A 17,922-nucleotide genomic window follows, 5' to 3' on the forward strand; every position below is an offset into this window, starting at 1 on the left:
TTGGAATGGAAATTTATGTAGGCAAAGAAAAAAGAATAGCAAATGTGGTGACTCAACACTGGAATGACATAAAAGGATCAGACAGAGATTGGCCAGAAAGGCATGAAATAGACACTGCAGAAATAATGGAATCATGGCAGCATTGTTTTGTCATTGAAGTCAAGGATCAAGGTTATATTTGTGAAAATGCAGGAGAAAAGGCTGTTGAATTCTATGGTTTTGAGAAAAAGACGCGCATTGATAATAAGTATGCAATTGATGCACCATTTTTGCGACTATATAAAATAGATGCAGTTATTGATAAACTTGATACTGTAATAGAGAGTAAATGCCCGATCAATGAAGAGGAAGAAAGTGAAAGTGTTAAAATGAGGCAAGTATTGTTGCCACTTGGGAATAAAGAAGGTATAACACACATATTGGGCGTAATTACTTTTAAACTCCTTTAATATACAATTTTAATTTGATTCTTTAATAAAATTATTTATACTAATGCTTAATTACTATTAAAGAACTCAATAGTAGTGCTTGTAAATTTATTTGGAATATGAAGAAAATAAAATTAAAAACCAAATCTTCTGTGAAAAAGCGCTTTCACCTTACAGCTAAGGGTAAAGTTATTTCTACTCAGTCAGGCAAAAGGCATGGCATGGTAAAGAGAAGTAAATCTAATATTCGTAATCAGCGCGGTACAACGATTCTTGGTAAATCTGACTCGCGTATAGTTAAGCTTCATATGCCTTACGGTATTTAACAAAATGGAGGTAAAATAAAATGGCTCGGGTAAAACGTGGAGTCACTACTCACGCTCGTCATAAAAAAATATTGAAACTGGCAAAGGGTTATAGAGGGCGCGCAAAAAGTTGTTATAGAATTGCATTACAAAGAGTTGAAAAAGCACTGCAATATGCTTATAGAGACAGAAGAACCCGTAAACGTGATTTCCGTAGCTTATGGATAATACGTATTAATGCAGCAGCAAGAGAGCATGGGCTTACTTATGGTAGGTTTATGCATGGTCTTACACTTGCCGGCATTGATTTAAATAGAAAAATTCTTGCTGAGATGGCAGTTAATTATAAGGATGATTTTGCCAAATTAGTAGAAACTGTAAGTGGTAAATTAGCGGAGAATTCTTAAAGCAAAAACACCATGAGAATTATTTTCATGGGATCACCAGGATTTGCTGTTAATTCTCTGGGCTTGTTACTGAAATCAAAGAGCGAAGTGGTGGCAGTATACACCAAGGCTCCAAAACCTTCGGGGCGTGGACAGAAGCCAACGAAATCTCCAGTACATGTTATCGCTGAAGAAAGTAACATAGAGGTATGTACTCCTATCTCTCTAAAGTTTTCGGCAGAGCAAGAAAAATTTAGAAATTTCAAACCAGACGTTGCAGTTGTAGCCGCGTATGGGTTGATACTTCCAAGAGAAATTTTGAATATTCCAAAATATGGTTGTATTAATATTCATCCTTCATTACTACCAAGGTGGCGTGGTGCAGCCCCGATACAGCACACAATTTTAGCAGGAGATCAAGAAACCGGGGTTAGCATTATGCAATTGGATGAAGGATTAGATTCCGGCCCTATTTTAAAACAGGAAAAATTTCTTATCGAAAAGAACGATAATTACAAGACATTGCATGATAAATTATCTAAGCTAGGCAGTGATTTACTGCTGAAAGTGCTAAACGAAATTGAAAAACAGCTTCCCTTAAAACAGAACGATAACAATGCATGTTACGCTGACAAAGTGGAAGACTATAAAATTTATGCAAGTGATGCCTGTGAAGTTGCTTATAGAAAGGTTAAAGCGTTTTACCCAAAAGCATTCATTAAGATAGAAAATAAACGTATCAGGATACTTGATGCTGACTTTGAAGCTCTCGCTTCAGAACAAGGTAAGATTGTTAACGATAATATGCACATAAGTTTAAAAGGTGGCACTTTAATTCCTAAAGTTGTACAAATGGAAGGGAGAAATCCTTGCAGTATTGAAGATTTTATTCGTGGCTTGAAATCAAGCATGGTAAAAAAATTTATAGAATAGGCTGCTTTAAATTAGTGTAGAAATGTAATAGCTAAATTTCCTTTTCTTAGATATAATCTTAAAAAACTTTCCATATAAAAATGAAAATAAAAAGAGCTTTAATATCAGTATACGATAAAACGAATATAATTGATCTTGCATCGTTTTTAACGCAGCAACAAATAGAAATTCTTTCAACGGGAAATACTTATAAAACGCTATCTAGTGCAGGAATAAAAACACAAGAGGTCTCAGATTACACACAATTTCCAGAGATACTGGGTGGTAGAGTGAAAACTTTACACCCTAAAATTCATGGAGGAATACTTTATGATCGAGAAAAGCACAAAAAGGAAGTGCAAGATCTAGAAATTGAGCCAATAGAGCTGCTTATAACTAACCTATACCCATTTTGGGAGACAGTAAGTAGCAGCTCAAATGAAGAGCAAATTATAGAACAAATTGATATCGGCGGGGTGGCGTTAATTAGAGCTGCAGCAAAAAACTTTCGTTTTACTTCAGTTATTTCTAGCATTCAAGACTATGAAGCACTGAAAGCTGAGATGATAGAAAATAACAATAAAACAACATTGGAATATAGAAAACACTTAGCAACCAAAGCATTTGCTCTCACTGCACACTACGATTCTAATATTCACAGTTGGTTTTTATCCCAGAGTAAAAATAATGAGTTGCCAGAGTTTTTCGCACTATATGGGCATAAAGTACAAGAACTCAGGTATGGTGAAAATCCCCATCAAAAAGCTGCATTTTATAGTAATCAATTTACAGAATATCCGTTGGAAAAACTACATGGAAAAGAGTTGAGTTATAATAATATAGTAGATATAGAGTCCGCACTTAACATAACTTCTGAATTCGAAGAGCCTGCAGCAGTGATAATAAAGCACAATAACCCATGTGGCGCTGCTGTTAGTAATAATGCTTTGGAGGCATATGAAAAGGCTCTATCATGTGATGAAGTAAGCAGTTTTGGTGGCATAGTTGCCTTAAATCGGGAGATAGATTTAAAGCTAGCAGAAAAATTAAACGAGATATTTTTGGAAGTAGTGATAGCACCATCGGTAAACAATGAGGCACTAAAAATTTTACAAAGAAAGAAAAATTTAAGAGTGATTATTCATAAATCTTTCCAACAAAATGTGAAATACCAAATTAAAAATGTTGTTGGTGGGTTTTTGGTGCAAGAAAATAATGACCACACAATAAAAGCAGAACAAGTAACAAAGTGCACTACAACAGAAAAAGAAAAGGAAGATCTTATTTTTGCCTGGAAAATATGTAAACATGTGAAATCCAACGCAATAGTTATAGCAAAAGATGGTTGTGCTATTGGCATCGGCGCAGGGCAAACAAGCAGAATAGATAGTGTGAACATTGCAGTGAAAAAAGCAGGTGAAAAATGTAAAGGTGCAGTGCTTGCTTCAGATGCATTTTTTCCATTCCCAGATAGCATAGTAGAAAGTGCAAAACATGGAATTACAGCTATAATTCAGCCAGGTGGCTCGCTGAAAGATCAAGATGTGATAAAAGCTGCAAATGAAAATAAAATTGCTATGTTTTTCACTGGCGTTCGCAGTTTTTTCCATTAGGCTTTGTGTCTTATCGTCATACCGCCACAAACCGTCATACCGCGATTCATTCGCGGTATCTCAGCCGCTAACAAGAGATCCCGCTAACACGTAGCGGGATGACGAGCTTATCGTGCTGCCACGAACCGTCATGCCTCTGCGAACCGTCATACCGCGATTCATTCGCGGTATCTCAGCCGCTAACAAGAGATCCCGCTAACAAGCAGCGGGATGACGGCTGTCGCTTAGCCACAAACGTTAAAAAATTTACCAAATAAAAAAAAAGGCAAAGAAGCCCCGTGGTGCGAGTTTTGACCCTCTAATACTTTAAATTGGCGCTGTAATAATGTGCTAACGCTTAAAATAAGCGCGATTTGGCTGAATGTAGAAAAAATTAAAAAGACATGCAGCCGCTATAATTTTATGTAATCCGCCAATAGATACTCCAAGTTTTTTACTGAATTTTTGTTATTGAACCCGCGCGGATCAAAAACAAGTTTTGAGTCAGAAATACCCTTAATACTACAATAAGAGGGCTGGCGGAGTTTGTCAAGTAAGTTTTTTCGTTTCTGTGACCAGTTGGACTTAAAGTCTATACAAAAAACGTTTACAACCAACGTTCAACATGGTAAATTAAAAGCGGTTTATTCCTCGGTAGCTCAGTGGTAGAGCAGTTGGCTGTTAACCAATTGGTCGCTGGTTCGAATCCGGCCCGGGGAGCTTTTCTCTGTGAAATTCTAGTGTTGATTTTATATGAACATTAAATCAGTGGTTTTATGTATACTAGATGGCTGGGGAAATGGAATAGAGAATAATAAATACAACGCTATTAGCAACGCAAATCCACCTTGTTGGCAATACATTAGCTCTAATTATCCAAAATGTAGTTTATCCGCCTGTGGAGCTGATGTGGGGTTACCTGGTGGTCAAATAGGTAATTCAGAAGTTGGCCATATGAATATTGGCAGTGGTAGAGTAGTAATGCAAAGCCTTCAGCGCATTAATCAAGAGATTGGAACAATAGAAAACAATGTAAATCTACAAAGTTTTATTAATGATCTAAAAAGTAAGAACGGCATATGCCATATAATGGGGTTGATATCAGATGGTGGTGTTCATTCGCATCAAAAGCACATTTCGACTTTAGCAAATAAAATATCACAGCATGGAATCAAAGTGGTGATACATGCATTTTTAGATGGCAGAGACACATTGCCAAATTCAGGAAAAAAATGCATTCAAGAATTTACAAAGAGTATAAAGGGAAATGACACAAGAATTGCTACTGTTTCTGGGCGTTACTATGCTATGGACCGTGACAACAGGTGGGAGAGAACAATTGAAGCTTATGAGGCTATCGCATTTGCAAAGGCACCTTGTCATGATAATGCAGTATCGTTGATTGATGAAAATTATCAAAATAACATAACTGATGAGTTTATCAGGCCCGCAGTAATAGGTGACTATCAAGGTATAAAACCAGAAGATGGAGTGCTGTTGGCTAACTTTCGTGCTGATCGAATGATACAATTAGCAAGTATTTTGCTTGGCAAAACAGATTACGCTAAGGTAGCAAAATTCTCTTCAATTTTAAGTATGATGAAGTATAAAGAAGATCTCAAAATTCCTTATATTTTTCCTCCTACTTCTTTCGCTGATACTCTAGGACAAACAATAGAAGACAATAAATTACGACAATTACGTATCGCCGAAACCGAGAAATACGCTCATGTGACTTTCTTTTTCAATTGTGGAAAAGAAGAACCTTTCTCTGGTGAAGAAAGAATACTCATTCCCTCACCAAAAGTTCAAACTTACGATTTGCAGCCCGAAATGTCAGCCTTCGAGCTCACAGAAAAGCTTGTAGAAAAAATTCACTCCCAAGAATTCGCACTGATAGTTGTAAATTACGCTAATCCTGATATGGTAGGGCATACAGGTAATATAAAAGCAGCCGAGAAAGCTGTGCTAGCTGTAGATGATTGTCTTGCGAAAGTGCTGAATGCTGTTAAAAAGTCAAGCAACACCGCATTAATTGTTACTGCAGACCATGGTAACGTGGAATGTATGTTCGATGAAGAAAATAATACACCTCATACAGCACACACTCTAAATAAAGTGCCATTTATTGTGTCTTGCGATAATCTAAAACTAAGAGACGGAAGGTTATCTGACATTGCCCCTACTATTTTACAGCTACTTGGAATTAAAAAACCAAACGAAATGACAGGCAGTTCGTTGATTTCTTGCATTACCCTCTGTCATTCCAGCTAGGCAGCGTTATGCACCGGAATGACATCAAATAGATGTGTTTTAACTTAATCCAACTTTTAAATTTTTCGCTGTTAGTACTAATGATTCATTAAAGAAGCTGTCAATATCACCAATACTATCTATATTTTTTGTACTGATAGATTGGTCAATTCTTTTGACCAAATTAGATAAAACTTTATTAGGGCCAATTTCAACAAATTTGTTAATGCCACGGCTTGACATATACAAAACCATTTCTCTCCATTTCACTCTGCTTACAACTTGCTTGGCGAGTAAAGTTTTTATAACTTTGGGATCACTCTCCTCTTTAGCTGTAACATTTGATATCAAAGGAACTATAGGACGGGTTATTTTAATACCCTTCAAAAACTCCAAAACTTTTTCATCAGCAGGTTTCATAAGAGATGAATGAAAAGGCCCACTAACCTGTAATTTAATTAGTTTCCTCACACTCGAGTTTTTGAATAAATCGGGTAACATTTCAAGAGCTTCTCTAGTGCCACTTATAACCACTTGTCCGCCACCGTTATCGTTTGCAATTTCACAAATTCCGTCAATTTGAACTGATTTCAATATATCTTCCACTTCATTTATCTCTGCTCCAAGCAACGCAACCATTCCGCCTTTACATTTCAGTGAAGCTTCATGCATTGCTTCGCTGCGAACTTTCAGCAGCTCGATTGCAGACTCAAGCGTTAACGCTCCTGCAGCACACAGCGCTGTATATTCGCCAACTGAATGCCCACAAACATATTTAACATTGTGATCAGTGAAAAGAGATTTGCCAAACACATGCTCCATAACACGTAGCATTGCAATTGATACTGCCATTATAGCTGGCTGAGCGTTTTCTGTAATGGTTAATTCTTCAATAGGACCGTTGAAGATTAAATGAGACAGCTTTCCATCCAATATGCTATCTACTTCATTAAATACTTGTCTTGCAACAGAAAACTCACTATATAAGCTCTTTCCCATTCCTACAAACTGAGAGCCCTGACCGGGGAAAGCAAAAATCATGATAGTTATTATTTATTCCTTATTAAATATACTACTTTATTTATTTTTTGTCAATATTTTAGAATAATGATTGACTTAGTGAATTAAGTTCACTAGAATATTAACTGACTAAAAGTTTATAAACAACAATGAATTATCATAAAATTATTATAGTTATGACAGACGGTCAAGAGTTTGAAACTCGTTCCACTTATGGAAAGGAGGGAGATAGGGTAAAACTTGATAGAGATCCTCTTACTCACCCTGCATGGACTGGAAGTTTGACAAGCGGGTTAGCAAGTAAAACTAGCAAATTAGCTAAGTTTAACGATAAATATGGAAGCATTTTCTAATTCTCCTCCTCTTTAAGTTTTAGAGAGTTTACTGAAGCATGCATAAATACAAAAATATAGGCTATGTTGCTTCTCCATCACCAAAATCGCAGGAAGTATCTAAACTATTAAAGAAACTTAATTTTATCAATATAACAGAAGAAAATAAGTCCGAAATCGATCTATTGATAGTTGTTGGCGGTGATGGCTTTATGCTACGCACTTTGCACAATTACGTCATAGAAAATAAAAACATGCATGTGTATGGGATAAACACTGGCAATGTTGGGTTTTTGATGAATAAATGCTTTAGCTGCAGTGAAGATTTAATTGATCATATAGAGCATGCAACTTCAACTCAGTTAACTTTGCTAAAAATGGAAGCAACAGACACAAGTGGCAAGAGATATCATTACATAGCAGTAAACGAAGTATACGTTTTTAGAAAAGCGAACCAAATAGTAGAGATGAATATTACTATTAATGATAAGCTAAAAGTAGAAAAATTTAGAGGGGACGGAGTAATATTATCTACCCCCACAGGCAGCACTGCATACAACTTCTCTGCCGGTGGCCCAATCTTGCCGCTAAATTCAAATTTACTTGCACTCACTTCTATCAATAGCTATTACCCAAGGCATTGGAATGGAGCGTTAATATCAAACGATACAATCGTACAAATTGACATTAACGACACAAAAAACCGTCCAGCACTTGTAGTATCAGATTACAAAGAATTTCATGATATATCACAGATAAAAATACAAAAAGACCATGAGAACACAATCACTTTGCTTTTTGACAAAGATTACCCTCTGAATGAAAGAATCTTTGATAGACAATTTCTATACTAATAATTATCCGTAAATTGGTATTTACTATATCTTAATAACTATAGCGTAATCAATGCAGCATAGTAATTAATTTTGGAGTGAATATGCCTGGACCAGTAAATGAAGAACAAACAGTAACATTAATTTCTTCCACATCAATAAGTGAAGATGGCGAGATAACACCAGGAATTTTACCAATACCAGCACTTAGGACAAGTACTCCGAAAAAAAATGATGAAAATACAGCTTTAGAAGCTTTGTTAGAGGAAGAATTTAAAGAGAAAAAAAACAGCAATGCTAATTCAAGAGATCCGTTAACTCTTGAGACTCAAGTATCACCTCCTTCCCTAGAAGAAACAAAAGGTGAAGAAACTCATGTTGACGTGCCACAAAATTCAACTCTAAGCAGATCACCTTCTCAAGAGACAGTATTTAGTCCACCTTGGAATAGTGAAATATTAGAAGATTTACAAAGAACTAACAGCTCAAGTATACCTCCAACTGGCTCACTACCATCATACACAAGCGCAGCAGATGGCTCTAAAAAGTCTTTGCTTACAAATAGTAAATTTAACATAAATGACGATGCAATTTTAAAAAATAAAAAAACAAACAGATTCTTGCCAAGAGCAAAGTATTCCATGCAGCAGAAGGGCTTTATAATTTTTACTGCAAGTGCTATTATACTCAGTATATCTGCAGCTTTATTATATTTACAAGATAAAGCAAAATTTATTGCATTTTTTACAAACAGCCCAAAATATATCACTATACCAGTTATCGCACTTGCTGCATTGCTTGCAATTGGTCCAATATTTTTTGCAACAAGGCAATTTATAGATACTGAAGAACATTCCATTCAAAAAAAAGATGCGGATAAAATTTTAGCTGAGGTGTTGGAGCACCAGCCAAAAGATAAAGCTATAAAATCTGTAAGACTGGAATATAGCAATGGCACTCATTCAAATTTTGTACTTAATGCTTGGGAAGCTAAACAAGGCTTCACTAACATTGACGAAAAAGTAATTACTAGAACTAATAAAATAAAATCAGTAATTAACGACAGACCAATATTTACTGCATTATTTACTGGTGTAGTTGCTGCAAATATAGCGTTTCCTCTAGGGCTACTTGCAACACATGGTGTTAATGGTGTACAAAAATTTTACCAAAACCCTTTGACTAATAACATAGGATTATCATTACTTATAGGTTCTGGTATACTTGCATTATCAATTATATGTCTTGGCGTGCATTATTATAGAAAAACAAATTGCACTAACCTTATATATTCTGAAGAAGAGATTGATCCTAAAGATGTTAATGGGAAATTCATTGAGGAAATAAAACGAGAAAGAACAAATGTTCTTGGGGAAAATCACAGTAAAGACGCTAAACGCAGCAGCTTAACGCTTGAGCAAGTTGTGGTTCAATCTCATAATTGTAAGGATATTGTTTATAGTGTCGGTTAATAAAATGCATGATATAGCTAGTGCAGCCCTACGTCATACCGCTGCAGACCGTCATACCGCGATTCATTCGCGGTATCTCTAGATCCCGCTAACACGTAGCGGGATGACGATTGTCAGGGTAGCACCTCCCTCCCCTGTCATCCAAGTAGCTGACTGACCTTACCCAGAAAAAGTGGAGAGAAAGTTTGGAATGTTTTTCACAAAGAGAATGATGAATCAAAATGCTCAGGAATGCAATAGTTAATAGTGACGTTGTTTGTTATAAAAAATTTCTATGTATTCAAATATTGCAGTTCTAGTTTGTTGAGCAGAGTGTTGTGAAGTATCAATAAGTATTTCTCTTTTCAATGAGCTAAAGAAGCTTTCCACAACAGAATTGTCGTAACAACAACCTTTATGACTCATCTATGTTTTTTATGGATAAGAGATATTGATAACCTTGCAAAGTATATTGTGAACCTTGATCACTATGTAATAGTAGATTTTTGGCAGGTTTACGCTTGTTAACGGCCATTAATAAAGAGTCCATAACCAATTGTTTATTTATTGAACTGCTCATTAACTACCATGCGTGAATATAGATCGATTATTGTTGCCAAATATAGCCATCCTTCTTTGGTTTTTATATAAGTAATCCCATACTTTATTTGGTTGATCGACAATAAAGTTTTGGTCTAATATATTGGGAGCTACTGTCCGTTTGTTGTTTCTTAATTTTAAATTTTCTTCTCAATATAGCCTGAATACCATTTTTCTGCATAATACTTTGCACTGTTTTTAAGTTGCAACTTTTACCCAAAGCCTTTAATTCAGCATGAATTTTAGGAGCTCCATATCTACATTTAGAAGCTTGATATATTTTTTGAATATCTGCTAATAACTCTTTATTTGCTGATTCTCTACTGCTTATTTTCCTTGTAGTCCACTTATAGTAGCCACTAGCAGAAAATCCTACATAATTCCTGTACTTTATAGCAGTTATAGCCTTTCTTATAATAGTCCGAATGCGATAAGATATGTGTTTATGGCTATAGCAGGCCAGTAGCATATTACGGTCTGTTCGGATTATTGTAAAAAGAGCTATACTATGCTCTTTTATAAAAAAATATTTTACTCTTTTTGACTGGCCAGGGCTTTTTTTAAAATGTCTCTTTCTCTTGTTACTTTTGCTAACTCTTTCTGTAAATCAAATCTCTCTTTGTCATAAGGTGCTACATCTGGAAATGCATTTGCCGCTGACTTTTTTTCGTTATATTTCTTCATCCATTTTCCTAATACACTATCCCTTATTCCTAGATCTCTTGCTACTTTTGCAACTGGTTGACCTACCTTTCTTTGTTCATTTGCCAGCTTAACAGCTTCCAATTTGAATTCTGCCGTATATTCTCTTGCCATTTCTAATCCTCCAAAATTTTATTTTACCCAAAAAAACTCTTTTCTTTCTCTCCACTTTTTCTGGGTAAGGTCAGTCTGTCCAGGTTCCAAGATCGGTGTCAAAAATTGCTCAAACCATCCATTAAAAACATCCATATTACAGTGGCCTTCAAAGGTTAACGGAACAACTATCTTTCTTCCACTTAAGGCTGCAACCATACTGATTCGTTGAGTTTTCTTTCCAGATTTTAAGGCATAAAACCGCTGTCCTTTCTGGCAATATCCGTAGTTCGGTGTTATCAATGCCAGACTCATCTATATACACTAAGTTTTTAGGTTCTTTTGTCGCTATAATTTTCAAAAATTCAGCACGTTTTTCTTCGTTTCTTTCCTTGTATCCATATGTCTTTTTTTGCGCGTAAATCCAATTTTTTTAAGGGCTCGATAGATCGTTTGGATACTAACGTTGTTCCAAAGTTTAGCCATTTCCGATAGAGTCTTTCCTCCGTATTCTCTGGCAAATTTGGCAAAGGTATCCCAGTCGGTAATTTTGTGATTGTAACCCCCATTTCCAAGTTTTTTTGATTGAAAGTCTCCTGTTTCTTTTCTTCTTTGCTGCCACTCCCATAAAGTAGTTCGTCCAATCTTAAATCTTGCTGCCACTGTTTCTCTGCTTTCTCCTTCGTCTAGCGCTTCCATTGCTTTTTTTCTTAAATCATAACTATATGCTGCTGGCATTCAACCTCCTTATCATCATCTACCCTTATCCTATCACATCCGGACTTTTATGGAAAGAGCTATATTTTTATCAATTCTGCAATCATTTATCTTAATATTAAGTTTCTTAAACCTTCTTGATGCTTGTGAATAGCTGATAACTGCCAAATCTCTTCCTATTTGTTGCAAATACCCTTTTATAAACCCGACTGTTTGTCTTAAACCAATTCTAAAGAAACTGACGATTATATGCACCAAAATCACAACTTTATCACTATAAATATAGTTGCCGCCCTGCATTTTTGGACAATTCTCGTACCAATTTTCTATGGCGTCATTGATATAACAAAAAATGCTTCCTCTTTCTTGGAGAAATTTGTTATATTCATGGCAGTTACTGACTCTCATTCTTTGTGGCATATTTTTTCTTCAACAGTTAAATGGCTATTTATAATGAATTTTGTCAGTAACTGCCAGTTCTTTTCACTTGAGCGATGCAACAAAGCCATCCCAGTGTCACGCACTGGGATGACATCATCCTTTTTTTGGGATTCCAGCGTCACGCGCTGGAATGACAGCAGTCCTACGTCATACCGCGATTCATTCGCGGTATCTCAGCCGCTAACAAGAGATCCCGCTAACAAGTAGCGGGATGACGATTGTCGTTTAGCTATAAACATTAAGAAATTTACCAAACGAAAAAAAAGGCAAAAGAAGCCCTGGGGTTATTATCCGCTTTAAAATATTGGCGTTTTTTATGTTTTAAACGCTTGACAAGCAAGATTAAGCTGCTTTTAATTGCAACTAACTTACGCTGCAAATGTTTAAGAAATTTACTAAGCAGAAAAAAAGACAAAGAATCCCCGAGTTAGCTAGTCTTTTACTATCTCTGTCGAGTATTGGCATTTTTTGATGTCTTGTAACGCTTTATAAGCGCGTTCAGCTTATTTAGATAAAAATCTAGATGTAGATGAAGTTTTGTAAAGACATACAGTATCTATATACTGCAAAAAATTGAACATAAGACGCCGATACATTAAGTAATCCTTACCTTTTAATCTGCAGATTGGCGAAAGCAAATACAATAGCTTCAGTTTCATGATAAGGGGGCTGGCGGAGTTTGTCAAGGGATTTTTGACGAAATGATTTTGAAAGCAAAGAGCGGGAGAAGGGGTTCGAACCCTCGACCTCAACCTTGGCAAGGTTGCGCTCTACCAACTGAGCTACTCCCGCAATTAAATTAACCTAAATTTACTTAATTATAGGCATATACAGCGATTTGTAAACCCCGTGTACACGAAAAATGTGAGAGCCCATAAATTTGCGTGGTTCCTTCTATGATCTTTTCGTATACTTAAGACTCATTTTTGATTATCATAGGTTTTCAATTGTGCCAAAAAATGTATTAATTTTATGGGAATATTTTTATATAAAGACGACTTGCCAGCTAGTTCAATACCAGATGATATAAGGTCTATAGCTGTTGATACCGAGGCAATGGGGCTACTTCATAGCAGAGATAGATTATGCCTTGTGCAGCTCTCTTTTAATGATGGCAACGCTCACTTAGTTCAACTCAAGAACGATTATACAGCGCCAAATTTAAGAAAAATATTAGAGGATAAAAATATAACTAAAATATTTCACTTCGCGCGATTTGATGTGAGCATAATACGTTATTACTTGGAAACTTGGGCACTTCCGTGCTATTGCACAAAGATAGCTTCACGTTTAGTTCGCACTTACACAGATAATCATAGCTTAAAAGAGTTGTGCTTAGAGCTGCTTGATACCAAACTAAATAAGCAGCAGCAATCTTCTGATTGGGGAAATGAAAATTTAACAGACAAACAAAAAAGTTATGCTGCATCTGATGTTTTGTATCTCCACAGGATAAAGGAAAAGCTAGACTTAATGCTGGAACGTGAAAATAGAAAAGAATTGGCCCAAAAGTGCTTTGAATTTCTTCCTACTCGTATTGAGTTAGACTTAATGGGTTGGGAAAACGTGGATATCTTTAACCACCAGATGTAATAGAAGTTTTTTGTTTGTGCAAAACACTTTAGGGCAATTTTTCAAGCTCTGCGGTAAGAATTTAGTTGATTAACTGCTAATAGATACGCTATATTTTACAAAAATTTAGGTATTTTATGAGTGATGATATTACATCGGTAAATGATCAAAATTTCAAATCTGAAGTCACTGACTATAAAGGGTTTGTTCTGATAGACTTTTGGGCAGAATGGTGTGGGCCATGTAAAAGTCTAATGCCACGTATCGAACAATTGGCTAAAGACAGAAAAGGCAAGATTAAGATCTGCAAATTCGACATAGATGAAGGGACTGAAGTGCCAAGTAAGTATGGGGTTCAATCTATACCTACTTTGATTATATTTCAAGATGGTAAGGAAATTGCACGCAAAATTGGTGCAACAAATGATCTGCTAAGTTGGGTTGATAGTGAAATAAGCTAATAGACAAATTTGCTTTTGTGTGTATTATAAATATTGATAAAAGGGATTGTAGCTCAGTCGGTTAGAGCAGTTCGCTCATAACGAATTGGCCGTAGGTTCGAGTCCTACCAATCCCACCATTGTTAGCATGATCGTAACAATGAGAAAACTATAGTATATGAACTATATATTAATGTAATGGGGGAAATGATGGAATTTACTAAGTCTCTAAATAACAAGTTAGATGAATTGCACTTACTAAATCATCCATTTTACCAGTCATGGAATACAGGAAGCTTAAGCTTGCAAGCTTTACAAACCTATGCTAAAGAATATTATCACCACGTTGCTGCGTTTCCTCGTTACATCAGTGGTATACATTTTCTGTGCCCAGATCTAAAAATGCGACAGGTTTTACTTGGTAATTTAATAGAAGAGGAACAAGGTGATGAAAATCATCCAGAGTTATGGAAACGTTTTGCTGAAGGGCTTGGCGTTGCGCGATCTGATCTTCGTGAAAGTGCACAGATTAAGGAGACACAAGAATTAATTGATGGTTACTTTGACATTGTAAGATCAGGTTTTGCAGCAGGTCTTGGAGCCTTGTACGCTTACGAACGTCAAACTCCAGAGGTTTCCAAGTCTAAAATTGAAGGTTTAAAAAAACACTATTCAATAAGTGATGAGCGTTCTCTTCAATTTTTTACGGTCCATATGCATGCTGATGAATGGCATTCTGAGGAATGTGCAAATCTCATTGAAGATCTAGATGAAAAAGAGCAAGATAAAGTTATGCAGGGTGCTCAAAAGGGAGCAAGGCTCTTGTGGGGTTTTCTTGATGGAATGATGAATGCTAGCGTGTGTTAGTAGTTGTAAGTAGCTTAAACTCAGTGATGTTGGAATGCAATGTCTGCATGTAATCTTCTTATATCTGACTTACGGCTTTGGGTTCATTTAGGCTATAGTGCAGAAGAGAAGTATCATTCTCAATTAGTTAGTGTTAATATTGATTTTACCTTTAAATCCCCCCCTTTAGGACTTACAACTGACCGGCTTGAGGATACTATATGCTACTTGGAGGTAGTTCAGAGTATTCAATCTCTCGTTCAAAGCAAGCAATTCAACTTAATCGAGCATTTAACTCATGATATATACAGGACCATTAATAACCTTGTGATGCAAAAAAAGCTTATTATTTCTTCTATAGGCGTAACTATTCACAAAGTTGCACCACCTGTCCCCAGTGTGCATGGAGGTGTTTTCTTTACTTATCGTAATGCGTTGCAAGAATGATTTACATTTCTATTGGCTCAAATATGGGGAATCGCTTTTCCCATTTACAAAAGGCTGCTCAGTTACTGCAGGAGCGCTATTTTAAAAATTTAAAATCTTCAATTATTCTGGAAACTAAGGCTATTTTACCAAATGATGCTCCACCTGGGTGGGACAGGCCATTTCTAAATATGGTTGTGTATGGAAGTTGTTCTTCTTCTCCTGAAGAGCTGTTAAAGGGCCTTAAACAAATTGAATGTGACATTGGCCGTCTGCAGGTCTATGAAAAATGGGCACCTCGCGTTATTGATTTGGATATTTTGTTATGGGATGACCTGACACTTGATACATCCTACCTTAAGATTCCTCACCCAGAATTGATAAACAGACCATTTTTGCTTCACTTGATGGCAATGCTGAGCCCTATGGATAATACTCCAATAATCAACAAAACGTTCGGTACTGTTGCTTATGATATCCCTAATATTCAAGATTGTTTTTTAAAGAGTTTTACGCTTTCGCCAGAGCTTGTGGGTATTGTCAATATTACTCCTGATTCATTTTCAGATGGTGGTCTTTATTATGATGCAGATCAAGCAACCAAGCAGGCACTGCGGCTGTTATCAGATGGTGCAAGCATAGTTGAACTTGGTGCTCAATCAACAAGACCTGGCTCCTCAATACAAACTCCAAAAGCAGAATATGCACGCTTAAAACCAGTGCTTGATGACCTTAATCAATATATGAAAGTTGGTGACATTAAAGTCAGCATTGATAGCTTCTGGTCAGACGTTATTTTAAATGTTTTGGAACACTACAACATTGCCTGGGTAAACGATCAGAAGGGAGACCTAGATGATAATACCTTAAAAGCGATTGCTAGCAGTGGATGTAGTATCGTTATTATGCATTCACTCTCCATACCACCACATAGTGACAACATTATCCCAAGTGACATTGATCCAATTGATACCATAAATAATTGGGCAGAAAAGAGCATTAACAGGTTACTTGCCCTAGGTTTTGATCAAAGCTCGATCATTATTGATCCTGGTATTGGTTTTGGCAAATCTATGTACCAGAATATCCAGATTTTACGCAGTATAGAAACGTTACAAAATTTTGGCTGCAAAGTTCTGGTTGGTCATTCTAGAAAGTCATTTATTTCTTCTTTTTCTACAGAACCTGTCTTTAACCGAGATTTAGAAACAATTGCTTTATCATCTGCATTGCACAACAAGGTTGATTTCCTTCGAGTGCATAATGTGCGTGATCACATGCGATTCTTTGTAGCTCAAGCTGCTTTACAGGGATGCTAGTTATCGGAATTATGGCTGTTGATCCCAAGGGGGTAATTGGAATAAATAATGGATTGCCCTGGCATTATCCAAGTGAGTTAGATCATTTTCGTCAGGTGACTGACAAACAAGTTATTGTTATGGGAAGAAAAACATTTGAAACTATGCCTCAAAACATATTGAAGGATCGTATCCCTGTTGTTTTTTCTCGTAACAAATTAAATTCTTGTTTTAACAGAGGAGTAAAATGCACTATTATTTCTTCTATGCAAGAGTTTTTGTCAATCCAAAGTAATTCTAAAGTCTTCATGATTGGTGGAACACAAATAGCGCATCTTTTTTTGGAGTATGATCTAATCTCAGAATTTATCATAACAGAAATTCACAAACCCTATAAAGGTGATGTATATTTCAACTTAACACTTCTTGATGGATGGCATAAAACTATTCTCACCAAAACGAAAGATTATACTATATGTAGGCTAATACGTTAATATGCATGTTAAAGCAATTTATACCCACCGCATTGAATGTGGGGAAGTATTAGAGCAGGTTCTTGATCGCTATGTTTCAGAGTTGCTAGGAGAGGAAGTTGTTCTTGCTATCACATCAAAAATCATTTCTATTTGTCAAAAACAAGTGGTTTGCAAAACTGCTTGTTCTAAAGAAGAGCTAATCAAAAGAGAAGCTGATGCAATTGTTGATGTAGACCATAATTCTTACGGCATCTATTTAACAATCAAAGACAATATCTTAATTCCATCTGCTGGTATTGATGAATCAAATGGTAATGAAATGTATATTTTATACCCAAAGGATGTTCAGAAAACAGCTCTATCAATATGGAACTATCTCAAGACAAAACACTGCATAAAACATCTTGGTATTTTGATTACAGATAGTAACATAACACCTATGCGCCTTGGGGTTACGGGCGTTGCTCTTGGTTGGTGTGGATTTGAACCACTTTATTCCTATATAGGCAAGCCAGATCTTTATAATCAACCACTGCAAGTAACACAAGTCAATCTTCTTGATGCACTGGCAACATCTGCTGTTTTAGTTATGGGAGAAGGGGCAGAGCAAACACCGATGGCAATAATTAGTGGTGCACCAAAGGTTCACTTTCTTACTCGTCCGCCAACTACAGAAGAAGAAAAAAGTGTGAAGATATCTATGGAAGAGGACCTTTACTCTCCTCTCCTCATGCGAGCCCGCTGGTTAAAGAGTTAAAGAGGAACTTAAAAATTTGCTATTAGACTTCTTACATAACCA

24 protein-coding genes and 3 tRNA genes are annotated in these 17,922 nt (G+C 36.2%); 18 read left to right on the forward strand and 9 right to left on the reverse strand.

From position 1 onward, the window contains the following. Nucleotides 1-5 precede the first annotated feature (5 nt). The 7 genes from ACICPZ_RS00875 (at nucleotide 6) to gpmI (ending at nucleotide 5,897) form a co-directional block, all read left to right on the forward strand. Complete coding sequence (locus ACICPZ_RS00875) at nucleotides 6-449, forward strand: PAS domain-containing protein (protein WP_010962890.1); 444 nt, start codon at nucleotides 6-8, stop codon at nucleotides 447-449. A gap of 98 nt (nucleotides 450-547) precedes the next feature. Further along, nucleotides 548-754, forward strand: a complete 207-nt coding sequence (rpmI, locus tag ACICPZ_RS00880; protein ID WP_007548610.1) for a 50S ribosomal protein L35 — start codon at nucleotides 548-550, stop codon at nucleotides 752-754. Nucleotides 755-774: 20 nt separating this feature from the next. After that, nucleotides 775-1,140: a 50S ribosomal protein L20 gene (gene rplT / locus ACICPZ_RS00885; protein ID WP_006279340.1), complete on the forward strand. Its 366-nt coding sequence runs from the start codon at nucleotides 775-777 to the stop codon at nucleotides 1,138-1,140. A 12-nt stretch (nucleotides 1,141-1,152) separates the two neighbouring features. Continuing rightward, a complete protein-coding gene (gene fmt / locus ACICPZ_RS00890; RefSeq protein WP_264373758.1) occupies nucleotides 1,153-2,052 on the forward strand; it encodes a methionyl-tRNA formyltransferase in 900 nt (299 codons plus the stop codon). An 80-nt stretch (nucleotides 2,053-2,132) separates the two neighbouring features. Next, nucleotides 2,133-3,644 carry a bifunctional phosphoribosylaminoimidazolecarboxamide formyltransferase/IMP cyclohydrolase gene (gene purH / locus ACICPZ_RS00895; RefSeq protein ID WP_264373759.1) on the forward strand — a complete coding sequence of 504 codons (1,512 nt, stop codon included), beginning with the start codon at nucleotides 2,133-2,135 and terminating at the stop codon, nucleotides 3,642-3,644. A 627-nt stretch (nucleotides 3,645-4,271) separates the two neighbouring features. Further along, nucleotides 4,272-4,343: transfer RNA gene (locus ACICPZ_RS00900), tRNA-Asn, on the forward strand. Nucleotides 4,344-4,376: 33 nt separating this feature from the next. Further along, on the forward strand, nucleotides 4,377-5,897 hold the full coding sequence (gpmI, locus tag ACICPZ_RS00905) for a 2,3-bisphosphoglycerate-independent phosphoglycerate mutase (protein WP_264329640.1): 1,521 nt from the start codon (nucleotides 4,377-4,379) through the stop codon (nucleotides 5,895-5,897). Nucleotides 5,898-5,936: 39 nt separating this feature from the next. Here gpmI and fabD read toward each other — a convergent pair whose 3' ends face one another. Beyond that, nucleotides 5,937-6,917 carry an ACP S-malonyltransferase gene (fabD, locus tag ACICPZ_RS00910; RefSeq protein WP_264373760.1) on the reverse strand — a complete coding sequence of 327 codons (981 nt, stop codon included), beginning with the start codon at nucleotides 6,915-6,917 and terminating at the stop codon, nucleotides 5,937-5,939. Nucleotides 6,918-7,045: 128 nt separating this feature from the next. Here fabD and rpmE point away from each other — a divergent pair, with 128 nt between their 5' ends. From rpmE to ACICPZ_RS00925, 3 genes are all read left to right on the forward strand, one after another. Beyond that, the gene (gene rpmE, locus ACICPZ_RS00915; RefSeq protein ID WP_007548602.1) at nucleotides 7,046-7,249 is read left to right on the forward strand and encodes a 50S ribosomal protein L31; all 204 of its coding nucleotides are present in this window, start codon (nucleotides 7,046-7,048) and stop codon (nucleotides 7,247-7,249) included. Between the two features lie 38 nt (nucleotides 7,250-7,287). Beyond that, entirely contained in the window at nucleotides 7,288-8,082 is a 795-nt protein-coding gene (locus ACICPZ_RS00920; RefSeq protein ID WP_006280584.1) for an NAD kinase, read from the forward strand. Between the two features lie 83 nt (nucleotides 8,083-8,165). Next, nucleotides 8,166-9,533 carry a hypothetical protein gene (locus ACICPZ_RS00925; protein ID WP_264373761.1) on the forward strand — a complete coding sequence of 456 codons (1,368 nt, stop codon included), beginning with the start codon at nucleotides 8,166-8,168 and terminating at the stop codon, nucleotides 9,531-9,533. 240 nt (nucleotides 9,534-9,773) lie between these two features. On the opposite strand, the gene ACICPZ_RS00930 is transcribed toward ACICPZ_RS00925, so the two are convergent. The 8 genes from ACICPZ_RS00930 to ACICPZ_RS00965 all read right to left on the reverse strand — a co-directional run bounded on the left by ACICPZ_RS00930 (nucleotide 9,774) and on the right by ACICPZ_RS00965 (nucleotide 12,857). Further along, on the reverse strand, nucleotides 9,774-9,938 hold the full coding sequence (locus tag ACICPZ_RS00930) for an IS3 family transposase (RefSeq protein ID WP_080717614.1): 165 nt from the start codon (nucleotides 9,936-9,938) through the stop codon (nucleotides 9,774-9,776). A gap of 238 nt (nucleotides 9,939-10,176) precedes the next feature. Further along, nucleotides 10,177-10,581: an IS3 family transposase gene (locus ACICPZ_RS00935; protein ID WP_264374046.1), complete on the reverse strand. Its 405-nt coding sequence runs from the start codon at nucleotides 10,579-10,581 to the stop codon at nucleotides 10,177-10,179. A gap of 62 nt (nucleotides 10,582-10,643) precedes the next feature. Further along, entirely contained in the window at nucleotides 10,644-10,928 is a 285-nt protein-coding gene (locus ACICPZ_RS00940) for a transposase (protein WP_038198869.1), read from the reverse strand. Between the two features lie 18 nt (nucleotides 10,929-10,946). Continuing rightward, on the reverse strand, nucleotides 10,947-11,222 hold the full coding sequence (locus ACICPZ_RS00945; protein WP_264374228.1) for a transposase: 276 nt from the start codon (nucleotides 11,220-11,222) through the stop codon (nucleotides 10,947-10,949). A 42-nt stretch (nucleotides 11,223-11,264) separates the two neighbouring features. Next, nucleotides 11,265-11,645: a helix-turn-helix domain-containing protein gene (locus ACICPZ_RS00950; RefSeq protein WP_264373762.1), complete on the reverse strand. Its 381-nt coding sequence runs from the start codon at nucleotides 11,643-11,645 to the stop codon at nucleotides 11,265-11,267. 33 nt (nucleotides 11,646-11,678) lie between these two features. Further along, complete coding sequence (locus tag ACICPZ_RS00955) at nucleotides 11,679-12,044, reverse strand: transposase (RefSeq protein WP_395462129.1); 366 nt, start codon at nucleotides 12,042-12,044, stop codon at nucleotides 11,679-11,681. Then, nucleotides 12,029-12,187: a hypothetical protein gene (locus tag ACICPZ_RS00960; RefSeq protein ID WP_395462130.1), complete on the reverse strand. Its 159-nt coding sequence runs from the start codon at nucleotides 12,185-12,187 to the stop codon at nucleotides 12,029-12,031. The genes ACICPZ_RS00955 and ACICPZ_RS00960 overlap by 16 nt, the downstream gene beginning before the upstream one ends. Nucleotides 12,188-12,784: 597 nt before the next feature. After that, a tRNA-Gly gene (locus tag ACICPZ_RS00965) sits at nucleotides 12,785-12,857 on the reverse strand. Between the two features lie 180 nt (nucleotides 12,858-13,037). Between ACICPZ_RS00965 and ACICPZ_RS00970 the strand changes: the two genes are divergently transcribed. The 8 genes from ACICPZ_RS00970 (at nucleotide 13,038) to ACICPZ_RS01005 (ending at nucleotide 17,880) form a co-directional block, all read left to right on the forward strand. Beyond that, on the forward strand, nucleotides 13,038-13,658 hold the full coding sequence (locus ACICPZ_RS00970; RefSeq protein ID WP_010962900.1) for a ribonuclease D: 621 nt from the start codon (nucleotides 13,038-13,040) through the stop codon (nucleotides 13,656-13,658). Nucleotides 13,659-13,774: 116 nt separating this feature from the next. Next, the gene (gene trxA, locus ACICPZ_RS00975; protein ID WP_209472576.1) at nucleotides 13,775-14,098 is read left to right on the forward strand and encodes a thioredoxin; all 324 of its coding nucleotides are present in this window, start codon (nucleotides 13,775-13,777) and stop codon (nucleotides 14,096-14,098) included. Nucleotides 14,099-14,140: 42 nt separating this feature from the next. After that, nucleotides 14,141-14,217, forward strand: a tRNA-Ile gene (locus tag ACICPZ_RS00980). A 70-nt stretch (nucleotides 14,218-14,287) separates the two neighbouring features. After that, nucleotides 14,288-14,944 (forward strand): CADD family putative folate metabolism protein, encoded by a 657-nt coding sequence (locus ACICPZ_RS00985; RefSeq protein ID WP_022626367.1) that lies wholly within the window; start codon nucleotides 14,288-14,290, stop codon nucleotides 14,942-14,944. A 39-nt stretch (nucleotides 14,945-14,983) separates the two neighbouring features. Beyond that, nucleotides 14,984-15,370, forward strand: coding sequence for a dihydroneopterin aldolase (locus ACICPZ_RS00990; protein WP_007548841.1), 387 nt, complete (start codon nucleotides 14,984-14,986; stop codon nucleotides 15,368-15,370). Beyond that, on the forward strand, nucleotides 15,367-16,668 hold the full coding sequence (gene folP / locus ACICPZ_RS00995; RefSeq protein WP_264373764.1) for a dihydropteroate synthase: 1,302 nt from the start codon (nucleotides 15,367-15,369) through the stop codon (nucleotides 16,666-16,668). The genes ACICPZ_RS00990 and folP overlap by 4 nt, the downstream gene beginning before the upstream one ends. Further along, entirely contained in the window at nucleotides 16,662-17,141 is a 480-nt protein-coding gene (locus tag ACICPZ_RS01000; protein WP_264373765.1) for a dihydrofolate reductase, read from the forward strand. The genes folP and ACICPZ_RS01000 overlap by 7 nt, the downstream gene beginning before the upstream one ends. A 1-nt stretch (nucleotide 17,142) precedes the next feature. Continuing rightward, nucleotides 17,143-17,880 carry a putative folate metabolism gamma-glutamate ligase gene (locus ACICPZ_RS01005; RefSeq protein WP_264373766.1) on the forward strand — a complete coding sequence of 246 codons (738 nt, stop codon included), beginning with the start codon at nucleotides 17,143-17,145 and terminating at the stop codon, nucleotides 17,878-17,880. Nucleotides 17,881-17,922: the final 42 nt, after the last annotated feature.

Source organism: Wolbachia endosymbiont (group A) of Melitta haemorrhoidalis (assembly GCF_964273365.1).
GTDB lineage: Bacteria > Pseudomonadota > Alphaproteobacteria > Rickettsiales > Anaplasmataceae > Wolbachia > Wolbachia pipientis.